This window comes from Streptosporangium sp. NPDC048886, from assembly GCF_055586905.1.
The window spans coordinates 108,759-126,531 of sequence record NZ_JBVJHH010000019.1 but is presented as its reverse complement, the minus strand read 5'-3'; the positions used below and the strand labels follow the sequence as shown (position 1 = coordinate 126,531).

The following is a 17,773-nucleotide window of genomic DNA, read 5'->3' as shown; positions in this document are numbered from 1 at the left end:
GAGCTGGGCGGACGCGAGGCCGGCGGAGCCCTCAGCCCGGCCCGATGACGGCCACCGCACCGGCGTCCCGGCGGTCATCCCGGGACCCGTCCGCGGCCAGGACCGGGCGACGGCCCCGGCCGCGGCCGTACCCGGCCGCCGCCACCATGCCGAGCAGGGCCAGCACCGCCACCTCCAGGACCACCACCATCCGCTGGGTGACCCCCGCGGGGATGTCGTCGTTGGTCAGGTCGATGCCGGCCATCCGCACGACGTACGGCAGGACCACCAGGACCAGCACGCCCAGGCAGGCCAGGCTCAGCAGCCGCACCGGCCGCGCATGACGGCTCGCGGCGTGCCGCCGGGCCAGCATCAGACCCGCCACCGGCATCGTCAGGAAGGCCACGAACGCCGCGTACCGGTGGATGCCACCGGACATCGACAGCGGCACCCCGGGCTCGTCGGTGGGGAAGGCGCCGATCAGCAGCATGCACAGGCCCCAGACGCCGACCAGCAGCGCGGCCCCGCGGTCCTCGCCGCGCCGGGACAGCGCGGTGCCGAAGGCCGCCGCGCCCGCGGCGAAGAACGTGAGCGAGACGGGCAGCAGCCAGCCGTCCGGCTCGAACGCGTACTCGCTGATCACGGTGTGCACCGGATCGAGGCCGGTGGCCACGTGCAGCCCGAACATCGCCACGGCCCCGGCGCCGATCGCCGCGTAGCCACCCAGGATCATCCTGGATCCAGATAAAGCCTGACTCCCCATGGCTCAACCATGGCGACGGAGCGTTGTCCGGAGTACCGGAAATGATCCCCAGTCGCCCCTGAGCGATCCCGGAGGGACCCCGGGGCGGGGTGGTGCCCACATCAGGGGGGACGACTCCGGCACGACTGCTGTGAACTGGGAGAACAGCGCGGAAGGTAGTGCCTGCCCCCTCAGGGTCGCGACTCCGGGGGGACCCCGCTTGACTTCGAGCGCGCTCTAAGGAGGAAGGTGGTCTCCATGGGGATCACCATCCAGGAGGCCTCGCGCAAGTCGGGGCTGAGCGCGCACACGCTGCGCTACTACGAGCGCATCGGGCTCATTCACCAGGTGGACCGGGACCCGAGCGGGCACCGCGCCTACACCGCGCCCGACCTGGACTGGCTCGGATTCCTCACCAAGCTGCGCGCGACCGGCATGCCGATCGCGGACATGTGCCGCTACGCCGAGCTGCGCAGGCAGGGGCCGGAGACCTCCGCCGAGCGGCGGCGGATGCTGGAGACCCACCGTGACCGGGTCCGGACGCAGATCGCGCAGCTCACCGAGGACCTCGGCGTCCTCGACTACAAGATCGACTTTTACAACGCGCTGGAGGGCCAATGAACAGGCGCCGTCTCGGTCAGGGAGGTCCGGAGGTCTCGGCCATCGGACTCGGCTGCATGGGAATGTCGGAGTTCTACGGCACGGCCGACGAGGCCGAGTCCATCGAGGTCATCCACCGCGCCCTCGACCTGGGGGTGAACTTCCTCGACACCGCCGACATGTACGGCAGGGGCCACAACGAGGAGCTGGTCGGCCGGGCGATCAGAGACCGCAGGGACGAGGTGGTGCTGGCCACCAAGTTCGGCATCGTCCGGGGTGAGGACCCGGCCCGCCGCGGCATCGACGGCAGCCCCGCCTATGTGAAGAAGGCCGCCGACGCCTCGCTCCAGCGGCTGGGCGTGGACCACATCGACCTCTACTACCTGCACCGGCGTGACCCGGGGGTGCCCATCGAGGAGACGGTCGGCGCGATGGCCGAGCTGGTCGCCGAGGGCAAGGTCAGCCGGATCGGCCTGTCGGAGGTGAGCGCCGAGACGCTGCGCAAGGCGCACGCCACCCACCCGATCGCCGCCCTGCAGAGTGAATACTCGCTGTTCACCAGGGGCCTGGAGGAGGAGATCCTGCCGGCCGCCCGGGAGCTGGGCATCGCGCTGGTGGCCTACTCGCCGATCAGCCGGGGGCTGCTCGGCGGCGCGCTGGCCCCGGCCGGGGAACTGCCCGACGACGACTTCCGCAGGAACCTGCCCCGCTTCACCGGGGCGAACGGGGCGCGCAACGAGGAGCTCGTCGGCGAGGTCCGCAGGATCGCCGACGAGGTGGGCTGCACGCCGGCCCAGCTCTCCCTGGCCTGGCTGCTGACCCGGGGCGAGGACGTCATCCCGATCCCGGGGACCAAGCGGCTGCGCTACCTGGAGGAGAACGCGGCGGCGGCCGACGTCACGCTGACCCCCGGCCAGCTCGCCGAGCTCGACGCCGCCGTGCCGGCGGGGGCCGCCCTCGGCGACCGCTACCCGGACATGTCCTCCATCGAGCGCTGACCCGCGCGGGGGCCGAGCCCCGGGCGGGACCGGCTCCCGCACCGGGGTGCCGCCCGGGGCCGGGAGCGGCCGCCCTCGGGGCCGTCAGGGGCGGCTCGGGGCTGTTATCCGCCTCAAGGCGGATTTCACCGCCCGGGTGCCCGCTCTACCCTCACCTCATGAACCAACGCCCGCCCCCCACCGCGATCGACTGGCTGATCGCGGTGGTCATGGCGCTGTTCGCGGTCGCCGAGGAGGTCGGCGACCGCGCCTTCCCGGCGGACCGCCCGCATCCCGGCTGGTGGATCGCGGTCGCCGCCGCCTCGGTGCTGGTCCTCCTGCGCCGGCGCGCGCCGGCCGCCGTGACGTGCGTCTACTCGCTGGCGGCCGTCGCGGCGTTCGCCTACTCCGGTGAGTCCGCGTCGGCCTGGCAGTTCTGCGCCCAGCTCCTGCTGCTGTTCACACTGCTCAGCGAGGTGCCGCCACGAGATCCGCGGGCTGTCGCCGGGCTGGCCGTGACGGCGCTGTTCGTCGGCGCGATGATGTTCGCGCCCCCCGGGCCTCCGGGGGCGGGGGACGCGGCGGTCGCGCTGGTGATGACCTCCATCACCGGCGGGGCGGGCGTCGCCGTACGGCGTCACCGGCAGCTGGCGTTCCACGCGCAGGAGCGCGGCGAGCTGCTCGCCCGGGAGGCGGTGAGCAAGGAGCGGACCAGGATCGCGCGCGAGCTGCACGACGTCGTCGCGCACAGCGTCAGCGTGATGGTCATGCAGGCGGGGGCCGCGCGGCTGATGCTCCGGCCCGACCAGGTCACCGAGCGCGAGGCGCTGAACGTGGTGGAGGAGACGGGCCGGGAGGCGGTGGAGGAACTGCGCCGCATGCTCGGGCTGCTCCGCACCGGCCGCGAGGGCGACGGATTGGCGCCGCAGCCGAGCCTGGCCCGGCTGGACGACCTGGTCGAGCAGATGCGCGTGGCCGGTCTCGACGTCAGGCTGAGCGTCGAGGGCGAGCCGGTGCCGCTCCCGGCGGGGCTGGACCTGTCGGCCTACCGGATCGTCCAGGCGGCGCTGGCCAACACCCTCCGGCACGCGGGCCCCACCGGGGTGGGGGTGACGGTCGCCTACCGGCCCCGGGCGCTGTCCTTGGAGATCCTCGACGAGGGCCCCCGCGCGGGCCGTACCGGGCCCGCGGGCGGGCCGGGGCACGGGCTGATCGGCATGCGCGAGCGGGTCGCGCTCTTCCACGGCCGGCTGTCGGCCGGACCGCTGCCCGGCGGCGGGTACGGCGTGCGGGTCACACTCCCGCTGGTCGCGCGGATCAGGCCGGGCGAGGTGGTCGCGTGAGCGTCCCCTCAGAGCGCGCCGACCCGTAAGGATGCCGTGACCGCCGGGCAACCTCGGATGGTTACCGTACGGTCACATGCACAGTAAGCAGCTCGCCATCGTCGGCGTGGCCACACTGACGGCCCTGGCCGTCCCGGCAGTGGCGCACGCCTCCCCCGACACGTCGGTGACGGTGACCGTGATGGGCACCTCTGACCTGCACGGCAACACCCTGAACTGGGACTACTTCAAGAACGCCGAGTTCACCGACAGCAAGGGCAACGACGTCGGCCTGGCCAAGGTCTCGACGCTGGTGAACAAGATCCGTGCCGAGCGCGGCACGGATCGGACCTTGCTGTTCGACTCCGGCGACACCATCCAGGGCACACCGCTGGCCTACTACTACGCCAAGATGGAGCCGGTCGACGAGACGGGCCGGCTCCACCCGATGGCCCGCGCGATGAACGCCATCGGATACGACGCGGTGACCCTGGGCAACCACGAGTTCAACTACGGGCTCCCGCTGCTGGCCACCTGGGTCAGGCAGATGAAGGCCCCGGTGCTCGGCGCCAACGCCGTCCACGACAGGTCGGGACTGCCCGCCTACCAGCCGTTCACCATCAAGACGATGCGGATCAAGGGCGAGAGGCCGGTCCGGGTCGGCGTGCTCGGCCTGACCAACCCGGGCGTGGCGATCTGGGACAAGGCCAACGTCGAGGGCCGGCTCCGCTTCACCGACCTGGTGCAGAGCGCCAAGAAGTGGGTCCCGGTCATCCGCGGTCTGGGCGCGGACGTGGTCGTGGTCACCGCGCACGCGGGCGACAGCGGGATGTCCTCCTACGGCGGCGACCTGCCCGTCGAGAACGCCTCGGCCATGGTCGCCGAGGAGGTGCCGGGCATCGACGCGGTGCTGTTCGGGCACGCGCACAACGAGGTGGCGCAGCGGTACGTCACCAACAAGGCCACCGGCCGGCAGGTGCTGCTCACCGAGCCCAGCAAGTGGGGCCAGCGGCTGAGCGTGATCGACTTCCAGCTCACCAAGAAGCGCGGCCGGTGGACGGTGACCGGCAAGTCCTCCACCACGCTGAACACCAACACGGTGGACGAGGACCCGAAGATCGTCGCGCTCATGAAGGAGCAGCACGACACCACGGTCAGATACGTCAACACCGTGGTGGCCCAGTCCAAGGAGGAGCTGTCGGCGGCCGAGTCGCCGTACAAGGACACCCCGATCCTGGACTACATCCAGAAGGTCCAGACCGAGACGGTCAAGAAGGCGCTGGAGGGCACGGCGGACGCCGGGCTGCCGGTGCTGTCGATCGCCGCGCCGTTCAGCAGGACCGCGACCTTCCCGGCCGGGCCGGTGAGCGTGCGGGACATGGCGGGCCTGTACATCTACGACAACACGCTGATGGCCGTGAAGCTCACCGGGGCCCAGCTCAAGGACTATCTGGAGTATTCGGCCAAGTACTACAACCGGCTCGCGCCGGAGGCCCCGGTCGATCTCGCCACGCTGACCAACGCCAACGGCACCCCCGACTACAACTACGACCAGCTGTCCGGCGTCAGCTACGACGTCGACGTCGCCAAGCCGGTCGGCCAGCGGATCGCCGGACTGTCCCACCAGGGGCAGCCGGTCGCCGCCGACCAGCAGTTCGTGGTCGCGGTCAACAACTACCGCCAGTCCGGCGGCGGCGGCTTCCCCCACGTGGCGACCGCCCCGGTGGTCTACAACGCGCAGGTGGAGATCCGCCAGGCGCTGATCGACTACGCCACGGCGACCGGGGTCATCGACCCCGCCGGGTTCGCCGAGGCCGGCTGGCGGCTGACCCGCGACGGCAGGCCGCTGTTCTGACGGCAGGGCGCGCCGCGGCCGCGGCGCGCTCCCCTGTCAGCGGCGCGCTCCCCTGCTAGACGGAGCGGGTGGGCCCCTGCGCCGCGGCGCCCTGGTGGACCGGCTCGACGGACTCGACCGCCTCGACGGACTCGTGGACCCGGTCGCGACGGTATTCGCGGAACGAGTAGGCGATCGCGCCGGCCCAGGTTAGGGCGACGGCGACGTAGACGGCCGCCTGGACGCCGCCGGAGGCGCCGATCCAGTCGCTGCGCAGCAGGGTCCGCACGTTGGTGAGGACGATCAGGCCGCCGACGGCGGAGCCCAGGATGCGCGGCGGGATGTGGCGGACGAGCCAGGCCGCGATGGGGGCGGCGACGACGCCGCCGAGCAGCAGGACGGCCACCCAGGCGGGGTCGATGTTCTCCGAGCCGATGCCGAGGAGGAACCCGGCGCTGGCGGCGACGGCGACGAGGAACTCGCTCGCGTCGATGGATCCGATCACCTTGCGCGGCGCCAGGCGCCCGCTGGCGAGGATCGCCGGGGTGCCGATCGGCCCCCAGCCGCCACCGCCGGTGGAGTCGACGAATCCGGCGAGCAGGCCGAGCGGGGCGAGGAACCGCTTGCGCAGCGGCTTGCCCAGGTTGCCGCGCGGCAGGCCGGAGACGGTGAAGCGGACCAGGACGTAGGCACCGAGGGTCAGCAGGATGATCGACATGACCGGGGCGGCGGCCTCGGTGGACAGACCCGACAGGAAGGTGGCGCCGACGAAGGCGCCGGCGGCGCCCGGGATGCCGACCTTCCCCACCACCTTCCAGTCGATGTTGCCGAAGCGCCAGTGTGAGATGCCGGACGCGAGGGTGGTCCCGATCTCGGCGAGGTGGACGGTGGCCGACGCGGCCGCGGGGTTGGTGCCGACGGCCAGGAGCAGCGTCGTCGAGGTGACGCCGTAGGCCATGCCCAGGCTCCCGTCCACCAGTTGTGCCGCGAACCCCACGAGACCCAGGAGTATGAGCGCGCGCACAAGACCTCCCTCCCATTTTTCCGACTTGTCTAGTAGGAAAAATAGTGAATGCAGAAAGGGGATGCGTCAAGTGAGTGTGAGACAGCCCATCTCGGGATCCGGACGGCTCCGCGGCCCCGCCGGCCCGTGTGGAGGTCAGTCCGGCGGCGGGAAGGGGTGGAAGAAGACGGTCTCCCCCTCCCCCTGCAGCCGGACGTCGAACCGGTAGGACCGCTCCCCCGACGGCGAGGCGATCAGGGTGGCGCGCCGTACCGGATCGAGTCCGGCCGGCGGCGGCGTGCCGCCGGCCGGATAGACGCGGGTCCAGACCGGCTTGAGCAGGCCCCGGGCGAAGACCAGGAGCGGGATGTAGGTGTCCGGCCTGGCGGTGCGGAACCGGTAGGAGCCGTCGGCCCCGGTCGGGCAGCGGCCGAACAGGCCCGGCTGGCAGATCTCCAGCAGCGCGTCGGGGACCGGCTCGCCCGCGCCGTCCAGGACCCGGCCGTGCAGCTCGATCGCGTCCGGATGGTCCTCGGGCACCGCGAAGGGCCCCTCGGCGTACGGCAGGGCGTGGGCGAAGAACGGGCCGACCGTCTGCGACGGGGTCAGGGGCGGCATCAGTCCTCCTCGAAGGGGGTCTCGCCCAGCACGACGTCCCAGCGGTAGCCGAGCGCCCACTCGGGCTCGGTGGTGTCCAGGTCGAAGGCGCAGACGAGCCGTCCGCGGTCCTCCGGCCGGGGCACCGACCGGAAGATCGGGTCGTGGGCGGACAACGGGTCGCCGGGGAAGTACATCTGGGTGATCAGCCGCTGGGTGAACGCGGTGCCGAACACCGAGAAGTGGATGTGCGCCGGCCGCCAGGCGTTGGGGTGGTTGCGCCAGGGGTAGGCGCCCGGCTTGATCGTGACGAACCGGTATCGGCCGTCGGCGTCGGTCAGGCAGCGGCCGAAGCCGGTGAAGTTGGGATCGAGCGGGGCCGGGTGCAGGTCCAGCGGGTGGGCGTACCTGCCGGCGGCGTTGGCCTGCCAGATCTCCACCAGCGTGTTGGGCACCGCCCGGCCCCGGCCGTCGAGGACGCGGCCGGTGACGATGATGCGCTCGCCGATCGGCTCCCCCTCGTGCTGCCTGGTCAGGTCGTAATCCAGCGGCCCGACCGCCTGGTGGCCGTAGACCGGGTCGAGCAGCTCCGCCGCCTCGGGGTCGGCGGCGGGCCGTACCGGCGGATGCGCGGGGGCGCGCAGCACGGTGCTGCGGTAGGCGGGGGTGAGGTGGTGCGGATGCGGGTCGTCAGTCACGGGGTGCTCCGGAGTCGAAGGGCAGGCCGACGTAGTTCTCCGCGAGCGTGGTCGCCGCGGCCTCCGAGGAGGTGACGTAGTCGAGGTGCGAGGTCTGCAGGCGCCTGCCGTAGGCGTCGTCGGTGTCGAAGGTGTGCAGCAGCGTGGTCATCCACCAGGAGAAGTGCTGCGCCCGCCAGACCCTCCGCAGGCAGGTGTCGGAGTAGGCGTCCAGCAGCTCGGTGGAGCCGCTCCCGTAGAAGGCGGCCAGGGCCTCGGCCAGCACCCGGACGTCGGCGACGGCCAGGTTGAGGCCCTTGGCCCCGGTAGGCGGCACGATGTGGGCGGCGTCCCCGGCGAGGTAGAGCCTGCCGTGGCGCATCGGCTCGGCGACGAACGAGCGCATCGCGGACAGGTCTCTGGAGATGATCGGCCCCTCGGTCAGCGCGAACCCCGGGACCGTCTCCAGGCGCGCCCGCAGCTCCGCCCAGATCCGGCTGTCCGGCCAGTCGTCCAGCGAGGCGTCCGGCGGGACCTGGAGGTAGAAGCGGCTGATCTCCGGCGAGCGCATGCTGTGCAGCGCGAAGCCCCGCTCGCTGCGGGAGTAGATCAGCTCCTCGGCCGACGGCGGGACCTGGGCGAGGATGCCGAGCCAGGCGAACGGATAGTCCCGCTGGAAGATCGACAGGACCCCGTCGGGGATGGAGGGCCGGCTGACCCCGTGGAAGCCGTCGCAGCCCGCGATGACGTCGCAGTCGAGGCGCCGGCCCAGGAAGGTCAGGTAGGGGTCGGCCGCGAGGGAGTGCAGGGCGACGTCCGGGACGTCGAAGAGGATCTTCCCGCCGTCGGCCAGCCGCCGGGCGATCAGGTCCTTGACGACCTCCTGCTGGCCGTAGACGGTGATGGCCCGGCCCGGGACGAGCCTCTCGAACGGGATCCGGTGCCCGGCCCCGCCGTAGCGCAGCTCGATGCCGTGGTGCGGCAGTCCCTCGGCGCGCATCCGCCCGCCGACGCCCGCCTCGTCGAGCACGTCCACCGTGCCCTGCTCCAGCACGCCGGCCCGCACGCGCTGTTCGACGTACTCCCTGCTGCGTGACTCCAGCACCACCGAGTCGATGCCCCGCAGATGGAGGAGATGGGACAGCAGCAGCCCGGCGGGGCCCGCTCCGACGATCCCGACCTGAGTGCGCATGGGCCGAGCATTCCCCACCGCCGCGACCTCCGTGCCCCGCTCTTCCGCTCAGCGGAAGAGCGGGAGAGTGCGGTCGGGCCGTCCGGGAGTCATTGACAAAATTGAATTTTACGTACAAGCTTCTTTTTGCGATGAGAGAAGTCCTGTACCTGGAACAGATCGAGCAGGCCGAGGCCCTGCTCAAACCGCAGCGCGTCGAGGTGCTGCGGCAGCTCGCCGAGCCGCGCACCTGCACCGAGGTCGCGGCCCGGCTCGGCCAGACCCCGCAGCGGGTCTACTACCACGTCAAACGCCTGGTCGACGCCGGTCTGGTCGAGCAGGTGTCCGAGCGCAGGGTGCGCGGCATCCACGAGGGCATCTACCAGGCCGGGGCCCGCGCCTACTGGCTGTCGCCCCGCCTGGTCGGCCGGATCGGCCTGCGCAGGGCGCAGGACGAACTGAGCCTGGGCTACCTGCTCGACCTCATGGAGGAGGTCCAGGCCGACATCGCCGCGCTCGACCGGACGGCGCCGGAGCTGCCGTCCGTCGGCGTCTCCGGCGAGATCCACGTGCCGCCGGAGCGCCGCCAGGAGTTCCTGAACGACCTGCAGACCGCGCTGCGGGACATTTTCACCCGCTACGGCGGCGCCGAAGGCGACGCCTTCAAGCTCGCCGTCGCCTGCTACCCCAAAGGAGAGCCCCATGAGTGAGCCGATGACCCTGCACGCCCGCGTCGCCGCCTCCGCCAAGGAGGCCCACCGCGCCCTGACCGACCCCGCGGCGCTGCGCGTCTGGCTGGCCGAGCACGCCGAGGTCGATCTGCCGCACCGCTACGCGTTCTGGGGCCGGCACACTCCTGAGGGCCAGGAACCCCACCAGCGCCTCCTGCACGTCGACGACCACACCCTGCGCTTCGCCTGGCTGCTGGACGGCGAGGAGACCACCGTCGAGTTCCGCCTGACGGAGGAGAGCCCGGAGTCGACCGTCATCACGCTGTCGCAGACCCATTTCGACTTCCAGGACGTCGTCACCGGCGCCAGCATCCGGGGCGTGCTGCAGACCTTCTGGGCGCTGGCCGTCGCCAACCTGGTCGACCACCTCGAAGGCCGCCCCCTCACCCCGATGTGCGACTTCACCTCCGCACAGCTCCGGGAAGAGGTCGTCATCGACGCGCCGCGGGAGGCGGTCTACGACTCCCTCGTCGACTCCGGCAAGGTCAGCCGCTGGTTCGGCTTCCCCATCGAGATCGAGCCCCACGTCGGCGGGCGCTTCGCCATGGGCGGCTTCGAGGCCGGCCAGGCCGCGAAGATCATCGATCTCGACCCCGGCCGCACGCTGTCGGTCGACTGGGCCGACTACGGCGTCACCACCTGGGAGCTGGAGGACTCCGGCGGCGGGACCCGGCTCACCTTCGTGCAGAGCGGCTTCAGCACCGGGCAGACGCCCTACGCCCCCTGGATGGGCTGGCTCAGCGGCATCGCCGAGCTGCGCCGCTTCCACGAGCTGGCCGACTGGCGCCCGATCTGGCTCGACGCCCCGGAAGGGGCCGCCGCCGAGGAGACCACCGTTCGGTGACACCCCGCAGAGCGACCCCCGCCGCGCTCCGGCCGCTCGCCACAGCGGTGGCGGGCGGGACGGGCCGGCGCGACCGGCGCCGAGGCCGGGGGCGTGGTGTCGCTCCGCCCGTCCGGCTCCCAGAAAGTTCAGTGAAGGCTCTTCACATCCAGTGACAGTGATCACACCGTCCGTGTCGGTCGATCACCACGCCCCGGGAAGGACCCCGAGATGCGCAAGATCATCGCCTCCACCTACAGCACGCTCGACGGCTTCATCGACAATCCGCACCTGTGGTCCATGCAGCACAACAGCGACGACGCGATGGCCTACGCCTTCGCCATGACCACCGGGTGCGACGCGCTGCTGCTGGGCCGCACCACCTACGAGGGCATGGCCCAGGCCTGGCCGAACATGGGCGGCGACCCCTACGCCGACCACGTCAACGGCATCACCAAATACGTCGTCGCCTCCCAGCCGGTCGACACCGGCGCCTGGGACCCCACGGTCGTGATCCCCGGAGACGACCTGGCCGCCCAGGTCACCAAGATCAAGGAGCAGGACGGCAAGGACATCCTGATCTGGGGCAACGGCCGGCTCACCGACGACCTCGCCCGGCACGGCCTGCTGGACGAATACCGCGTCTGGATCTACCCCGTCATCAAGGGCGAGGGCGAGCCCCTGTTCCGCCCGGGCAGCGCCACCCCGGTCGAACTGGCCGACAGCACCACCTTCGACTCCGGCGTCGTCGTCCTCACCTACCGGACGGCCGGCGCCTGAGCAGGCCGGGACGGCCACCACCCGGGCCCGGTGGTGGCCGCCGCCCCGAATGAGCCGCCCCTCGGAGGGCCGCCCCTCGGAGGGGCGCCCCTCGGAGGGGCGCCCCTCGAAGAGCCCCCGCGACGAGCTCGCCGCACCTACCGCCGGCGCGACACCGCGGCCAGGTCGCGGGAGAGCGCACCAGCGGCGGTCAGCACCGCGGGGGCCAGCCGCCGCAGGTCGGCGCTGTGCCGCCAGGCCACCAGCGACAGCGCCGCCACCACCCGCTCGCCGGGCCCACGCACCGGCACCGCGACCGAACAGGTGCCCACCGACATCTCCTCCTGGGTGCAGGCGACGCCGGTCCGCAGGATCTCCCGCAGCTCGGCCCGGAGCCGCACCGGATCCACCACCGTGTTGGGCGTGTGCGCGGTGAGCCCACCGGCCAGCACCCGCTCCACGGTCTCGGATCCGGCGAAGGCCAGCAGCACCTTGCCGACGGCGGTGGCGTGCAGCGGCAGCTCCCCCGCCACCCGCGAGACGATCGGCACGGACGTGGGCCCGCGCAGCCGCTCCACATACAGCGCCCGATCGCCGCGGAGCACGGCGAGCTGCACGTTCTCCCGGGTGGCGGCGTAGAGGTCCTCCATGTACGGCAGGGCCAGCTCGCGCAGCTCGCGCGGCTCGGCCGCCTGGGCGCCGATCTGCCACAACCGCATCCCGACCCGGTAGGACCCGTCGGGCAGCCGCTCCACGAAACCCCCGTCGGTCAGCTCCCTGACCAGCCGGTGCCCGGTGGCCGGCGGCAGCTCGGCCCGGCGGCAGATCTCGGTGAGGGTCAGCCGCGAGTCTCCGGGCAGGAACGCGCCCAGGATGGCCATGACCTTCCCGGTGACCGTCGGCGCCCGCACGTCCCTCAGCCTAGGCGTGAAGCGAGGATCCCGGCACGGGCGAGCTGCACCTGGCGGGCTTTCTTCGCCGCGTAGCCCAGCAGCGGGCCGTTCCAGGCGTGCACCACAAGCGTGTCCTCGACCTCGGTCCCGCCGTCCTTCCCGGCGAGGGCGAAGCGGTAGTCCAGCCGCACCCCGCCGGGACTGTTCACCTTCCCCTCCACGGTCCGCGGCGTGCTGTGCAGCGTCACCTTGATCAGGTTGTCGTAGTTGACCAGGCCGAGGAACCTGAAGCGCTCGACCGAGGTGTAGCGGGTCTCCTCTCCGTCCTGCTGGATGTCCTTGACCGCGACGACCAGCGGGGAGAGCCCGACATAGCTCTGCGGCTGGCTCAGATGCGCGCGGAGCGCCTCCGGAGTGTTGCGGACGTGGAAGGTATGGCGAAGTGTTGCCTTCGGCACCGTTCTGCCCCCGTTCAAGATTTTTTACTGGGAGACACTAACGGGTTCGGCCATGTACCACCGGGCATGTTGCTCACCTCGTGTGAGGGAATCGAGTCTCCGGGGCAGTTCGCGGCGGGAGAAGGGGTCGGCTCCGGCGTTGCGGATGTGGATGCCCACGGCGTACATGTCCCGGACCTCCATGAGGGTGGAGTATCCCGGCCACGAGCGCAGGTCGCTGCCGTAGGCGTCGGCGAAGGCGTCCACGTCCGCGGCCGTCAGGCCGAAGCGGCGCTGGCCGTGGTAGGTGTGGACCAGGTCCCACTCGCGCGGCCCGACCGCGACGCCGTCCCAGTCGCAGAGCACCACGTGCCCGTCGGTGCAGCGCAGCAGGTTGTCGATCCAGGCGTCGCCGTGCAGCAGCACCGGGGAGCCGTCCATGCCCAGACCCGCCCAGCGCTCGGTCAGCTCCGCGATGCGGTCGCGCAGCCAGGCCCGCTGGCAGGCGGTGAGCTCCTCGGAGCGGTCCACGGCGCGGCGCACCTCCGACAGCGGGTCGGCGAACCGCTTCAGCGCCACCGGCGGCACCGGCAGCAGGTGCAGGCTGCGCAGGATCTCACCCAGCTCCGTGGTGGTGGGACGGCCGCTGGCCGGGACGTAGTGCCAGAACGTGACGACCCTTCCGTCGTGGACCACGGGCTGCTCGGAGATCTCGTCGGCCGGGCGCACCGCGGGGAAGCCCTGCTGGGCCAGCCAGCGGGCCACCGCGAGTACGACCGGCAGGCGGGTCAGCGCGTTGGGCGCGGTGGCGATCCGGACCACGATCTCGCTGCGCAGCTTGAAGACGGCGTTGCTGCGCACCCGCAGCAGCTCGGCGTCCCGGTGGTCGATCCCGAGGTCCTCGCAGACTTCGCGTAGGACCGTGAACGCCTCCTCCGCGAGCGGGCCCATCAGCTGACCGGCGTGGCGTCGGCGAGCAGTTCGCTCAGGCGGCGCACCGCCACCGCCTTGTGCCGGCCGGGCGGCACCTCCGTCAGCAGCGCCCGGGCACGGTTGACCACGATGGAGGTGCGGTGCTCCGGCGGCACCTGGAGCAGGGCCTTCTGGGCCAGCTGGCAGGCGTCCTCGACCTTGCCGTCGCGGATCAGGTGCGCGGCCTGGTCGAGCAGGATGAGCACCGGGTCGATGGCGTAGGGGCCGGAGGGGCCGGGCGTCCAGTCGACGTCCTCGCCCAGCTCGATCAGGGTGCCGATCCGGTAGAACTGCAGCCGCCGCTCCGAGAAGCGGAAGGCCAGGTGGTCGTGGCCCTCCGGGGGCATCCTGGCGAAGATCCGCTCGGCCTCCGCCAGCGCGATCCTGGCGGCCTTGTGCTCGCCCATCCTGGCCAGCGCCCGCGCCTCCGCCGCCGCGCCGAGCGCCGCCGGGGAGCTGGGCGCGCTCCCGGCGAGCATCCGGGCCTCGCGGGCGAGCCGTACGGTCTCGGCCAGGTCGCCGTAGTAATAGGGGAGCATCGCCTGCTGCGCCCGGACCAGGGCGCGCAGCCGCAGATCGCCCATGTCGTCGGAGGCGGTGCGGGCGGTGCCGTACCAGGCGTGCGCCTGGCGGGTGTCGCCGAGCTTCATCAGCGCGTCGGCCGACAGCAGCGCGAGCATCACGGTGGCGTTGAGCAGGCGGCGCTGGGCCATCGCGGGCTGGCGGGCGGCCGAGAGCGTCCGCACGTCCGACAGCTCCAGCATCAGCCGGTAGAGCATCGGCAGCGGGGCGCTGGTGATGTATTCGCGGCGGTAGCGCAGCACCTGCTCGTCGAGCCGGTCGAGCTGCTCCTCGGAGACGGTGGCGACGGCGAGCGTGCGGTCCAGGTCCTGGCGGGTCCGCTCGACCTCGGCGAGCAGCCGCCCGCTCATCGCGAACCGGGAGCCGAGCAGCGCGTGGTGGAACAGCGCACGGCGCTCCATGTCGTCGTCGATCCGCTCCTCCGCCTGGTACGGCGGGCGGCCCTCGGCGCCGGAGACGACCACGATCTTGACCCCGCCGTCGTCCTCGCAGTAGTCGTCGGCCAGGCCGAGCCGTACCGCGTTGGCCCGGTACAGCCGGGCCAGCAGGTCGATGGTCTGCGGCCGGGGCCTGGCCCGGTTGTTCTCCCAGGCGTTGAGCAGGTCGATGCTGGCCCGCGCCGCGCCGAGCCCCTGGCGCTCGCACAGCTCCTCCAGCTCCTGGACCGACTGCCTGGCCGACCATCCCCGGGCCAGCCGGTGCGCCTTGAGCAGGCTCACCCCGCAGCAGCCGTGGATGGCCTGGGTGGTCTGCCAGAGCGTCCACTGGCGGGCCTCGGCCTGCCCGCGCCAGCGACGCGCACACGCGGGCGAATGCTCACCTCGGGCCACGGCGCCTCCCGGTCGCTGTTCACACAAGATTAACGAGAGCGCACCACAGCGTAAGCGTGCCTGTGCATTGCATTCCCTTTATCCGCGGGTTTTCCACGGAACATCGGTGAGTTTCCGGTCTATTCCACTGATCCCCACCCCGGTTGGAAGAAGGGCCGATTGCCTGACCTGCCGCAAAACCGCACTCTGCTGGGAAAGCCCCCATCGCCCGCCAGGAGTGATCCGGATGACGGCAGAGCACGGCGAGGCCGTCGACCATCTGCGACGGCTAGCCGCCCAGCTGGAGGCGCACTCGTTCCAGGTGCGCCTGAAAGCTCCCGCGGGGCTCTTCCCCCGCCTTCACGTGATCAATCCGATGGTCCCGGCCAGGACGGAGGACGTCCTGGCCGCCCACGAGGCGGACGGCGAATGGTGGTTCTGGCTGTCCTGGGCCGGACGCATCGGACATGCCGAAGATGTCGCCACGGCTGCGGAACGTGTGGCTAGTGTGCTTCATGTGATACGCAGGTAGGTGATTCTTGGGCTTCACATGGGTAACACCCGTTGATCAAGCCCAGAAGGGAGCGCGACCGTGAAAAGGATTCAGGTCATCCAACGTCCGCGTCCACCGCGTGAGCCGGCCCCGCTCGATCTGCGGAGCCCCTCAGGCAGGCAACTGCCTTTCTGACAGCCGGGACAGGCCGACGGCGGAGAGTCGACCGGCGCTCCCCGCCCGACACCCCCACCGCCGGTCCCCGAGCCCGCCCCCGAACTCGCCCTCGTGAGGGAGCCCGGCACCCGCGCCGCGGAGACCGGGATCTCGCGCTGCAAGGAGCGAGATCACTCCCTGCAAGAGGCCGTCAAGCGGCCTGCAGGCATCCCGGCGGACTTTGTCTCCATGACCGACACCCCGTTCACCGCAAGTGTCAGCGTGGTGGTCCCCGCTCTGAACGAAGCCGCCAACCTGCCACACGTCTTCGCGACCCTGCCCGCCTGGATCGACGAGGTCGTCCTCGTCGACGGCAACTCCACCGACGACACCGTCGCCGTCGCCAGAGCCCTCCGTCCCGGCCTGCGCGTCGTCACCCAGACCCGCCGGGGCAAGGGCAACGCCCTCACCGAGGGGTTCGCCGCCGCCACCGGCGACATCATCGTCATGATCGACGCCGACGGGTCCACCGACGGCAGGGAGATCATCGCCTTCGTGACCGCGCTGGTCGAGGGCGCCGACTTCGCCAAGGGCTCCCGCTACGCCCCCGGAGGCGGCTCCGACGACATCAGCCCCACCCGCTCGCTCGGCAACCGGATGCTCACCCTGGTGACCAACCTGCTGTACGGCACCCGCTACACCGACCTGTGCTACGGCTACAACGCGTTCTGGGCACGCCATCTCGGCGCCCTGGCCCTCGACTGCGACGGTTTCGAGATCGAGACCCTGATGAACGTCCGCGCCGCCCGGGCCGGCCTCGTGATCCGCGAGGTCCCCAGCCACGAGCGCTGCCGCATCCACGGTGTCAGCAACCTGCACGCCGTACGGGACGGCCTGCGGGTGCTCCGGACCATCCTGCGCGAACGCGCCCGCCGTACGGCCCGGCCCGTCGCGGTTCTGCCCGCCGCCCCCCCGTCCACCCCGGCCGCGCCCGCCGGGCTCCCGCGGACGTCCCTGCCGGCCCCGCCGGAACGGAATGTGGCAGGCTTGGATCATGCGTTACATAGTGGTGGGGGCCGGGGCCGTCGGCGGGACCATCGGAGGAAGGCTGTTCCAGAGCGGGCATGACGTGGTGCTCGTCGCCCGCGGCGCGCACTATGACACGCTCAGACGCGACGGCCTGCGCCTGGCCACCCCCGCCTCCACCGAGACGCTCGACATCCCGGCCGCCTCCGGGCCGGTCCGGCTCCGTGACGACGACGTGCTGATCCTCGCGGTCAAGTCACAGGACACGGTCGCCGCGCTGGACCCCTGGCCGCGGCACCTGCCCGTGGTGTGCGCGCAGAACGGGGTGGCCAACGAGCGGATGGTCCTGCGGCGGTTCGACCACGTGTACGGCATGTGCGTCTGGCTGCCCTCCTCCCATCTCGAACCCGGCGCGGTGACCGCCTACGGCGCTCCCATGTCCGGCATGCTGCAGGTCGGGCTCTACCCCGGGGGCACCGACGAGCTGTCCGAGCAGCTCGCCGCCGACCTCCGCAAGAGCTTCTTCGCCGGATCCGCCGTACCCGATGTGATGCGGTGGAAGTACGCCAAGCTGCTGGGCAACCTGGGCAACGCCTACGAGGCGCTCTGCGGCCACGCGCCCGGCCACGAGCCGATCCTGGAACGGGTGGCGGCCGAGGGCAGAGCGGTCCTCGACGCGGCCGGCATCGCCTACGCCTCCCCCGCCGAGGAGGCCGCCAGGCGCGGCGACCAGGTGCGGATCGAGCCGGTCGGAGGGGACCCGCGAGGCGGCGGCTCGTCCTGGCAGAGTCTGGCCAGGGGCAGCGGCACGATCGAGGCCGACTACCTCAACGGCGAGATCGTCCTGCTCGGCAGGGAGCTGGGCATCCCCACACCGGCCAACGAGGTGCTCCGGCGCGAGGCCAACCGCTCAGCCCGCGAGCGGCTCCTGCCGGGCTCGATGTCCCCCCAGACCCTGATCGGACTGATCGACGCCCACGCCTCCGCTTCCGGCGCCCGCTGACGGCGCCGGCCACCCGCTCGGCGCGCTGGGCTGATCAGGCGAACTTCGACGCCGGGCGCTCCTGCAGGACGCCGTCCACGTGGACGTCGACCTTCTCGTCGCAGAAGGCGGCCGGCCCGGTGCTTCTCCAGCGGAGAGCACGCGCTCGGTCAGCGCGGGACCTGCCAGGCGGCAGCCGTCAGGCAGG

At 71.8% G+C, this 17,773-nt stretch carries 19 protein-coding genes; 10 read left to right on the top strand and 9 right to left on the bottom strand.

Annotated features, from left to right (window positions below):
• Window positions 1–31: 31 nt before the first annotated feature.
• Window positions 32–712, bottom strand: a complete 681-nt coding sequence (locus tag ACZ6R6_RS24150) for a DUF998 domain-containing protein (RefSeq protein WP_470096801.1) — start codon at window positions 710–712, stop codon at window positions 32–34.
• 267 nt (window positions 713–979) lie between these two features.
• Here ACZ6R6_RS24150 and ACZ6R6_RS24145 point away from each other — a divergent pair, with 267 nt between their 5' ends.
• The 4 genes from ACZ6R6_RS24145 (at window position 980) to ACZ6R6_RS24130 (ending at window position 5,475) form a co-directional block, all read left to right on the top strand.
• A complete protein-coding gene (locus ACZ6R6_RS24145) occupies window positions 980–1,342 on the top strand; it encodes a MerR family transcriptional regulator (RefSeq protein WP_470096799.1) in 363 nt (120 codons plus the stop codon).
• Entirely contained in the window at window positions 1,339–2,319 is a 981-nt protein-coding gene (locus ACZ6R6_RS24140) for an aldo/keto reductase (protein WP_470096797.1), read from the top strand. The genes ACZ6R6_RS24145 and ACZ6R6_RS24140 overlap by 4 nt, the downstream gene beginning before the upstream one ends.
• Before the next feature lie 158 nt (window positions 2,320–2,477).
• Window positions 2,478–3,641 (top strand): sensor histidine kinase, encoded by a 1,164-nt coding sequence (locus ACZ6R6_RS24135; protein WP_470096795.1) that lies wholly within the window; start codon window positions 2,478–2,480, stop codon window positions 3,639–3,641.
• Window positions 3,642–3,717: 76 nt separating this feature from the next.
• The gene (locus tag ACZ6R6_RS24130; RefSeq protein ID WP_470096793.1) at window positions 3,718–5,475 is read left to right on the top strand and encodes a bifunctional metallophosphatase/5'-nucleotidase; all 1,758 of its coding nucleotides are present in this window, start codon (window positions 3,718–3,720) and stop codon (window positions 5,473–5,475) included.
• Window positions 5,476–5,530: 55 nt separating this feature from the next.
• On the opposite strand, the gene ACZ6R6_RS24125 is transcribed toward ACZ6R6_RS24130, so the two are convergent.
• The 4 genes from ACZ6R6_RS24125 to ACZ6R6_RS24110 all read right to left on the bottom strand — a co-directional run bounded on the left by ACZ6R6_RS24125 (window position 5,531) and on the right by ACZ6R6_RS24110 (window position 8,923).
• Entirely contained in the window at window positions 5,531–6,478 is a 948-nt protein-coding gene (locus tag ACZ6R6_RS24125) for a sulfite exporter TauE/SafE family protein (protein WP_470096791.1), read from the bottom strand.
• Between the two features lie 135 nt (window positions 6,479–6,613).
• Window positions 6,614–7,075 (bottom strand): peptidase associated/transthyretin-like domain-containing protein, encoded by a 462-nt coding sequence (locus ACZ6R6_RS24120; protein ID WP_451930817.1) that lies wholly within the window; start codon window positions 7,073–7,075, stop codon window positions 6,614–6,616.
• The gene (gene pcaH, locus ACZ6R6_RS24115) at window positions 7,075–7,752 is read right to left on the bottom strand and encodes a protocatechuate 3,4-dioxygenase subunit beta (RefSeq protein WP_470096789.1); all 678 of its coding nucleotides are present in this window, start codon (window positions 7,750–7,752) and stop codon (window positions 7,075–7,077) included. The genes ACZ6R6_RS24120 and pcaH overlap by 1 nt, the downstream gene beginning before the upstream one ends.
• On the bottom strand, window positions 7,745–8,923 hold the full coding sequence (locus ACZ6R6_RS24110) for a 4-hydroxybenzoate 3-monooxygenase (protein ID WP_470096787.1): 1,179 nt from the start codon (window positions 8,921–8,923) through the stop codon (window positions 7,745–7,747). Before ACZ6R6_RS24110 ends, pcaH begins: the two co-directional genes overlap by 8 nt.
• 131 nt (window positions 8,924–9,054) lie before the next feature.
• On the opposite strand from ACZ6R6_RS24110, the gene ACZ6R6_RS24105 reads away from it, so the two are divergent.
• From ACZ6R6_RS24105 to ACZ6R6_RS24095, 3 genes are all read left to right on the top strand, one after another.
• A complete protein-coding gene (locus tag ACZ6R6_RS24105; protein WP_470096785.1) occupies window positions 9,055–9,612 on the top strand; it encodes a helix-turn-helix domain-containing protein in 558 nt (185 codons plus the stop codon).
• Window positions 9,605–10,477 carry an SRPBCC domain-containing protein gene (locus tag ACZ6R6_RS24100; RefSeq protein ID WP_470096783.1) on the top strand — a complete coding sequence of 291 codons (873 nt, stop codon included), beginning with the start codon at window positions 9,605–9,607 and terminating at the stop codon, window positions 10,475–10,477. Before ACZ6R6_RS24105 ends, ACZ6R6_RS24100 begins: the two co-directional genes overlap by 8 nt.
• Window positions 10,478–10,687: 210 nt before the next feature.
• Window positions 10,688–11,236: a dihydrofolate reductase family protein gene (locus tag ACZ6R6_RS24095; protein WP_470096781.1), complete on the top strand. Its 549-nt coding sequence runs from the start codon at window positions 10,688–10,690 to the stop codon at window positions 11,234–11,236.
• A gap of 137 nt (window positions 11,237–11,373) precedes the next feature.
• Here ACZ6R6_RS24095 and ACZ6R6_RS24090 read toward each other — a convergent pair whose 3' ends face one another.
• The 4 genes from ACZ6R6_RS24090 to ACZ6R6_RS24075 are packed head-to-tail and all read right to left on the bottom strand — an operon-like array spanning window position 11,374 to window position 14,929.
• Window positions 11,374–12,126, bottom strand: a complete 753-nt coding sequence (locus ACZ6R6_RS24090; RefSeq protein WP_470096779.1) for an IclR family transcriptional regulator — start codon at window positions 12,124–12,126, stop codon at window positions 11,374–11,376.
• Window positions 12,127–12,131: 5 nt separating this feature from the next.
• Window positions 12,132–12,566 carry an SRPBCC family protein gene (locus ACZ6R6_RS24085; protein ID WP_470096777.1) on the bottom strand — a complete coding sequence of 145 codons (435 nt, stop codon included), beginning with the start codon at window positions 12,564–12,566 and terminating at the stop codon, window positions 12,132–12,134.
• Between the two features lie 24 nt (window positions 12,567–12,590).
• A complete protein-coding gene (locus ACZ6R6_RS24080; protein WP_306865810.1) occupies window positions 12,591–13,496 on the bottom strand; it encodes a phosphotransferase enzyme family protein in 906 nt (301 codons plus the stop codon).
• Window positions 13,496–14,929: a helix-turn-helix domain-containing protein gene (locus tag ACZ6R6_RS24075; RefSeq protein WP_470096774.1), complete on the bottom strand. Its 1,434-nt coding sequence runs from the start codon at window positions 14,927–14,929 to the stop codon at window positions 13,496–13,498. The genes ACZ6R6_RS24080 and ACZ6R6_RS24075 overlap by 1 nt, the downstream gene beginning before the upstream one ends.
• Before the next feature lie 226 nt (window positions 14,930–15,155).
• On the opposite strand from ACZ6R6_RS24075, the gene ACZ6R6_RS24070 reads away from it, so the two are divergent.
• The 3 genes from ACZ6R6_RS24070 (at window position 15,156) to ACZ6R6_RS24060 (ending at window position 17,586) form a co-directional block, all read left to right on the top strand.
• Window positions 15,156–15,440, top strand: coding sequence for a hypothetical protein (locus tag ACZ6R6_RS24070; protein WP_306865806.1), 285 nt, complete (start codon window positions 15,156–15,158; stop codon window positions 15,438–15,440).
• Window positions 15,441–15,806: 366 nt separating this feature from the next.
• Window positions 15,807–16,685, top strand: a complete 879-nt coding sequence (locus ACZ6R6_RS24065; RefSeq protein ID WP_470096772.1) for a glycosyltransferase family 2 protein — start codon at window positions 15,807–15,809, stop codon at window positions 16,683–16,685.
• Window positions 16,612–17,586 carry a ketopantoate reductase family protein gene (locus ACZ6R6_RS24060; protein WP_470096770.1) on the top strand — a complete coding sequence of 325 codons (975 nt, stop codon included), beginning with the start codon at window positions 16,612–16,614 and terminating at the stop codon, window positions 17,584–17,586. Before ACZ6R6_RS24065 ends, ACZ6R6_RS24060 begins: the two co-directional genes overlap by 74 nt.
• Window positions 17,587–17,773: the final 187 nt, after the last annotated feature.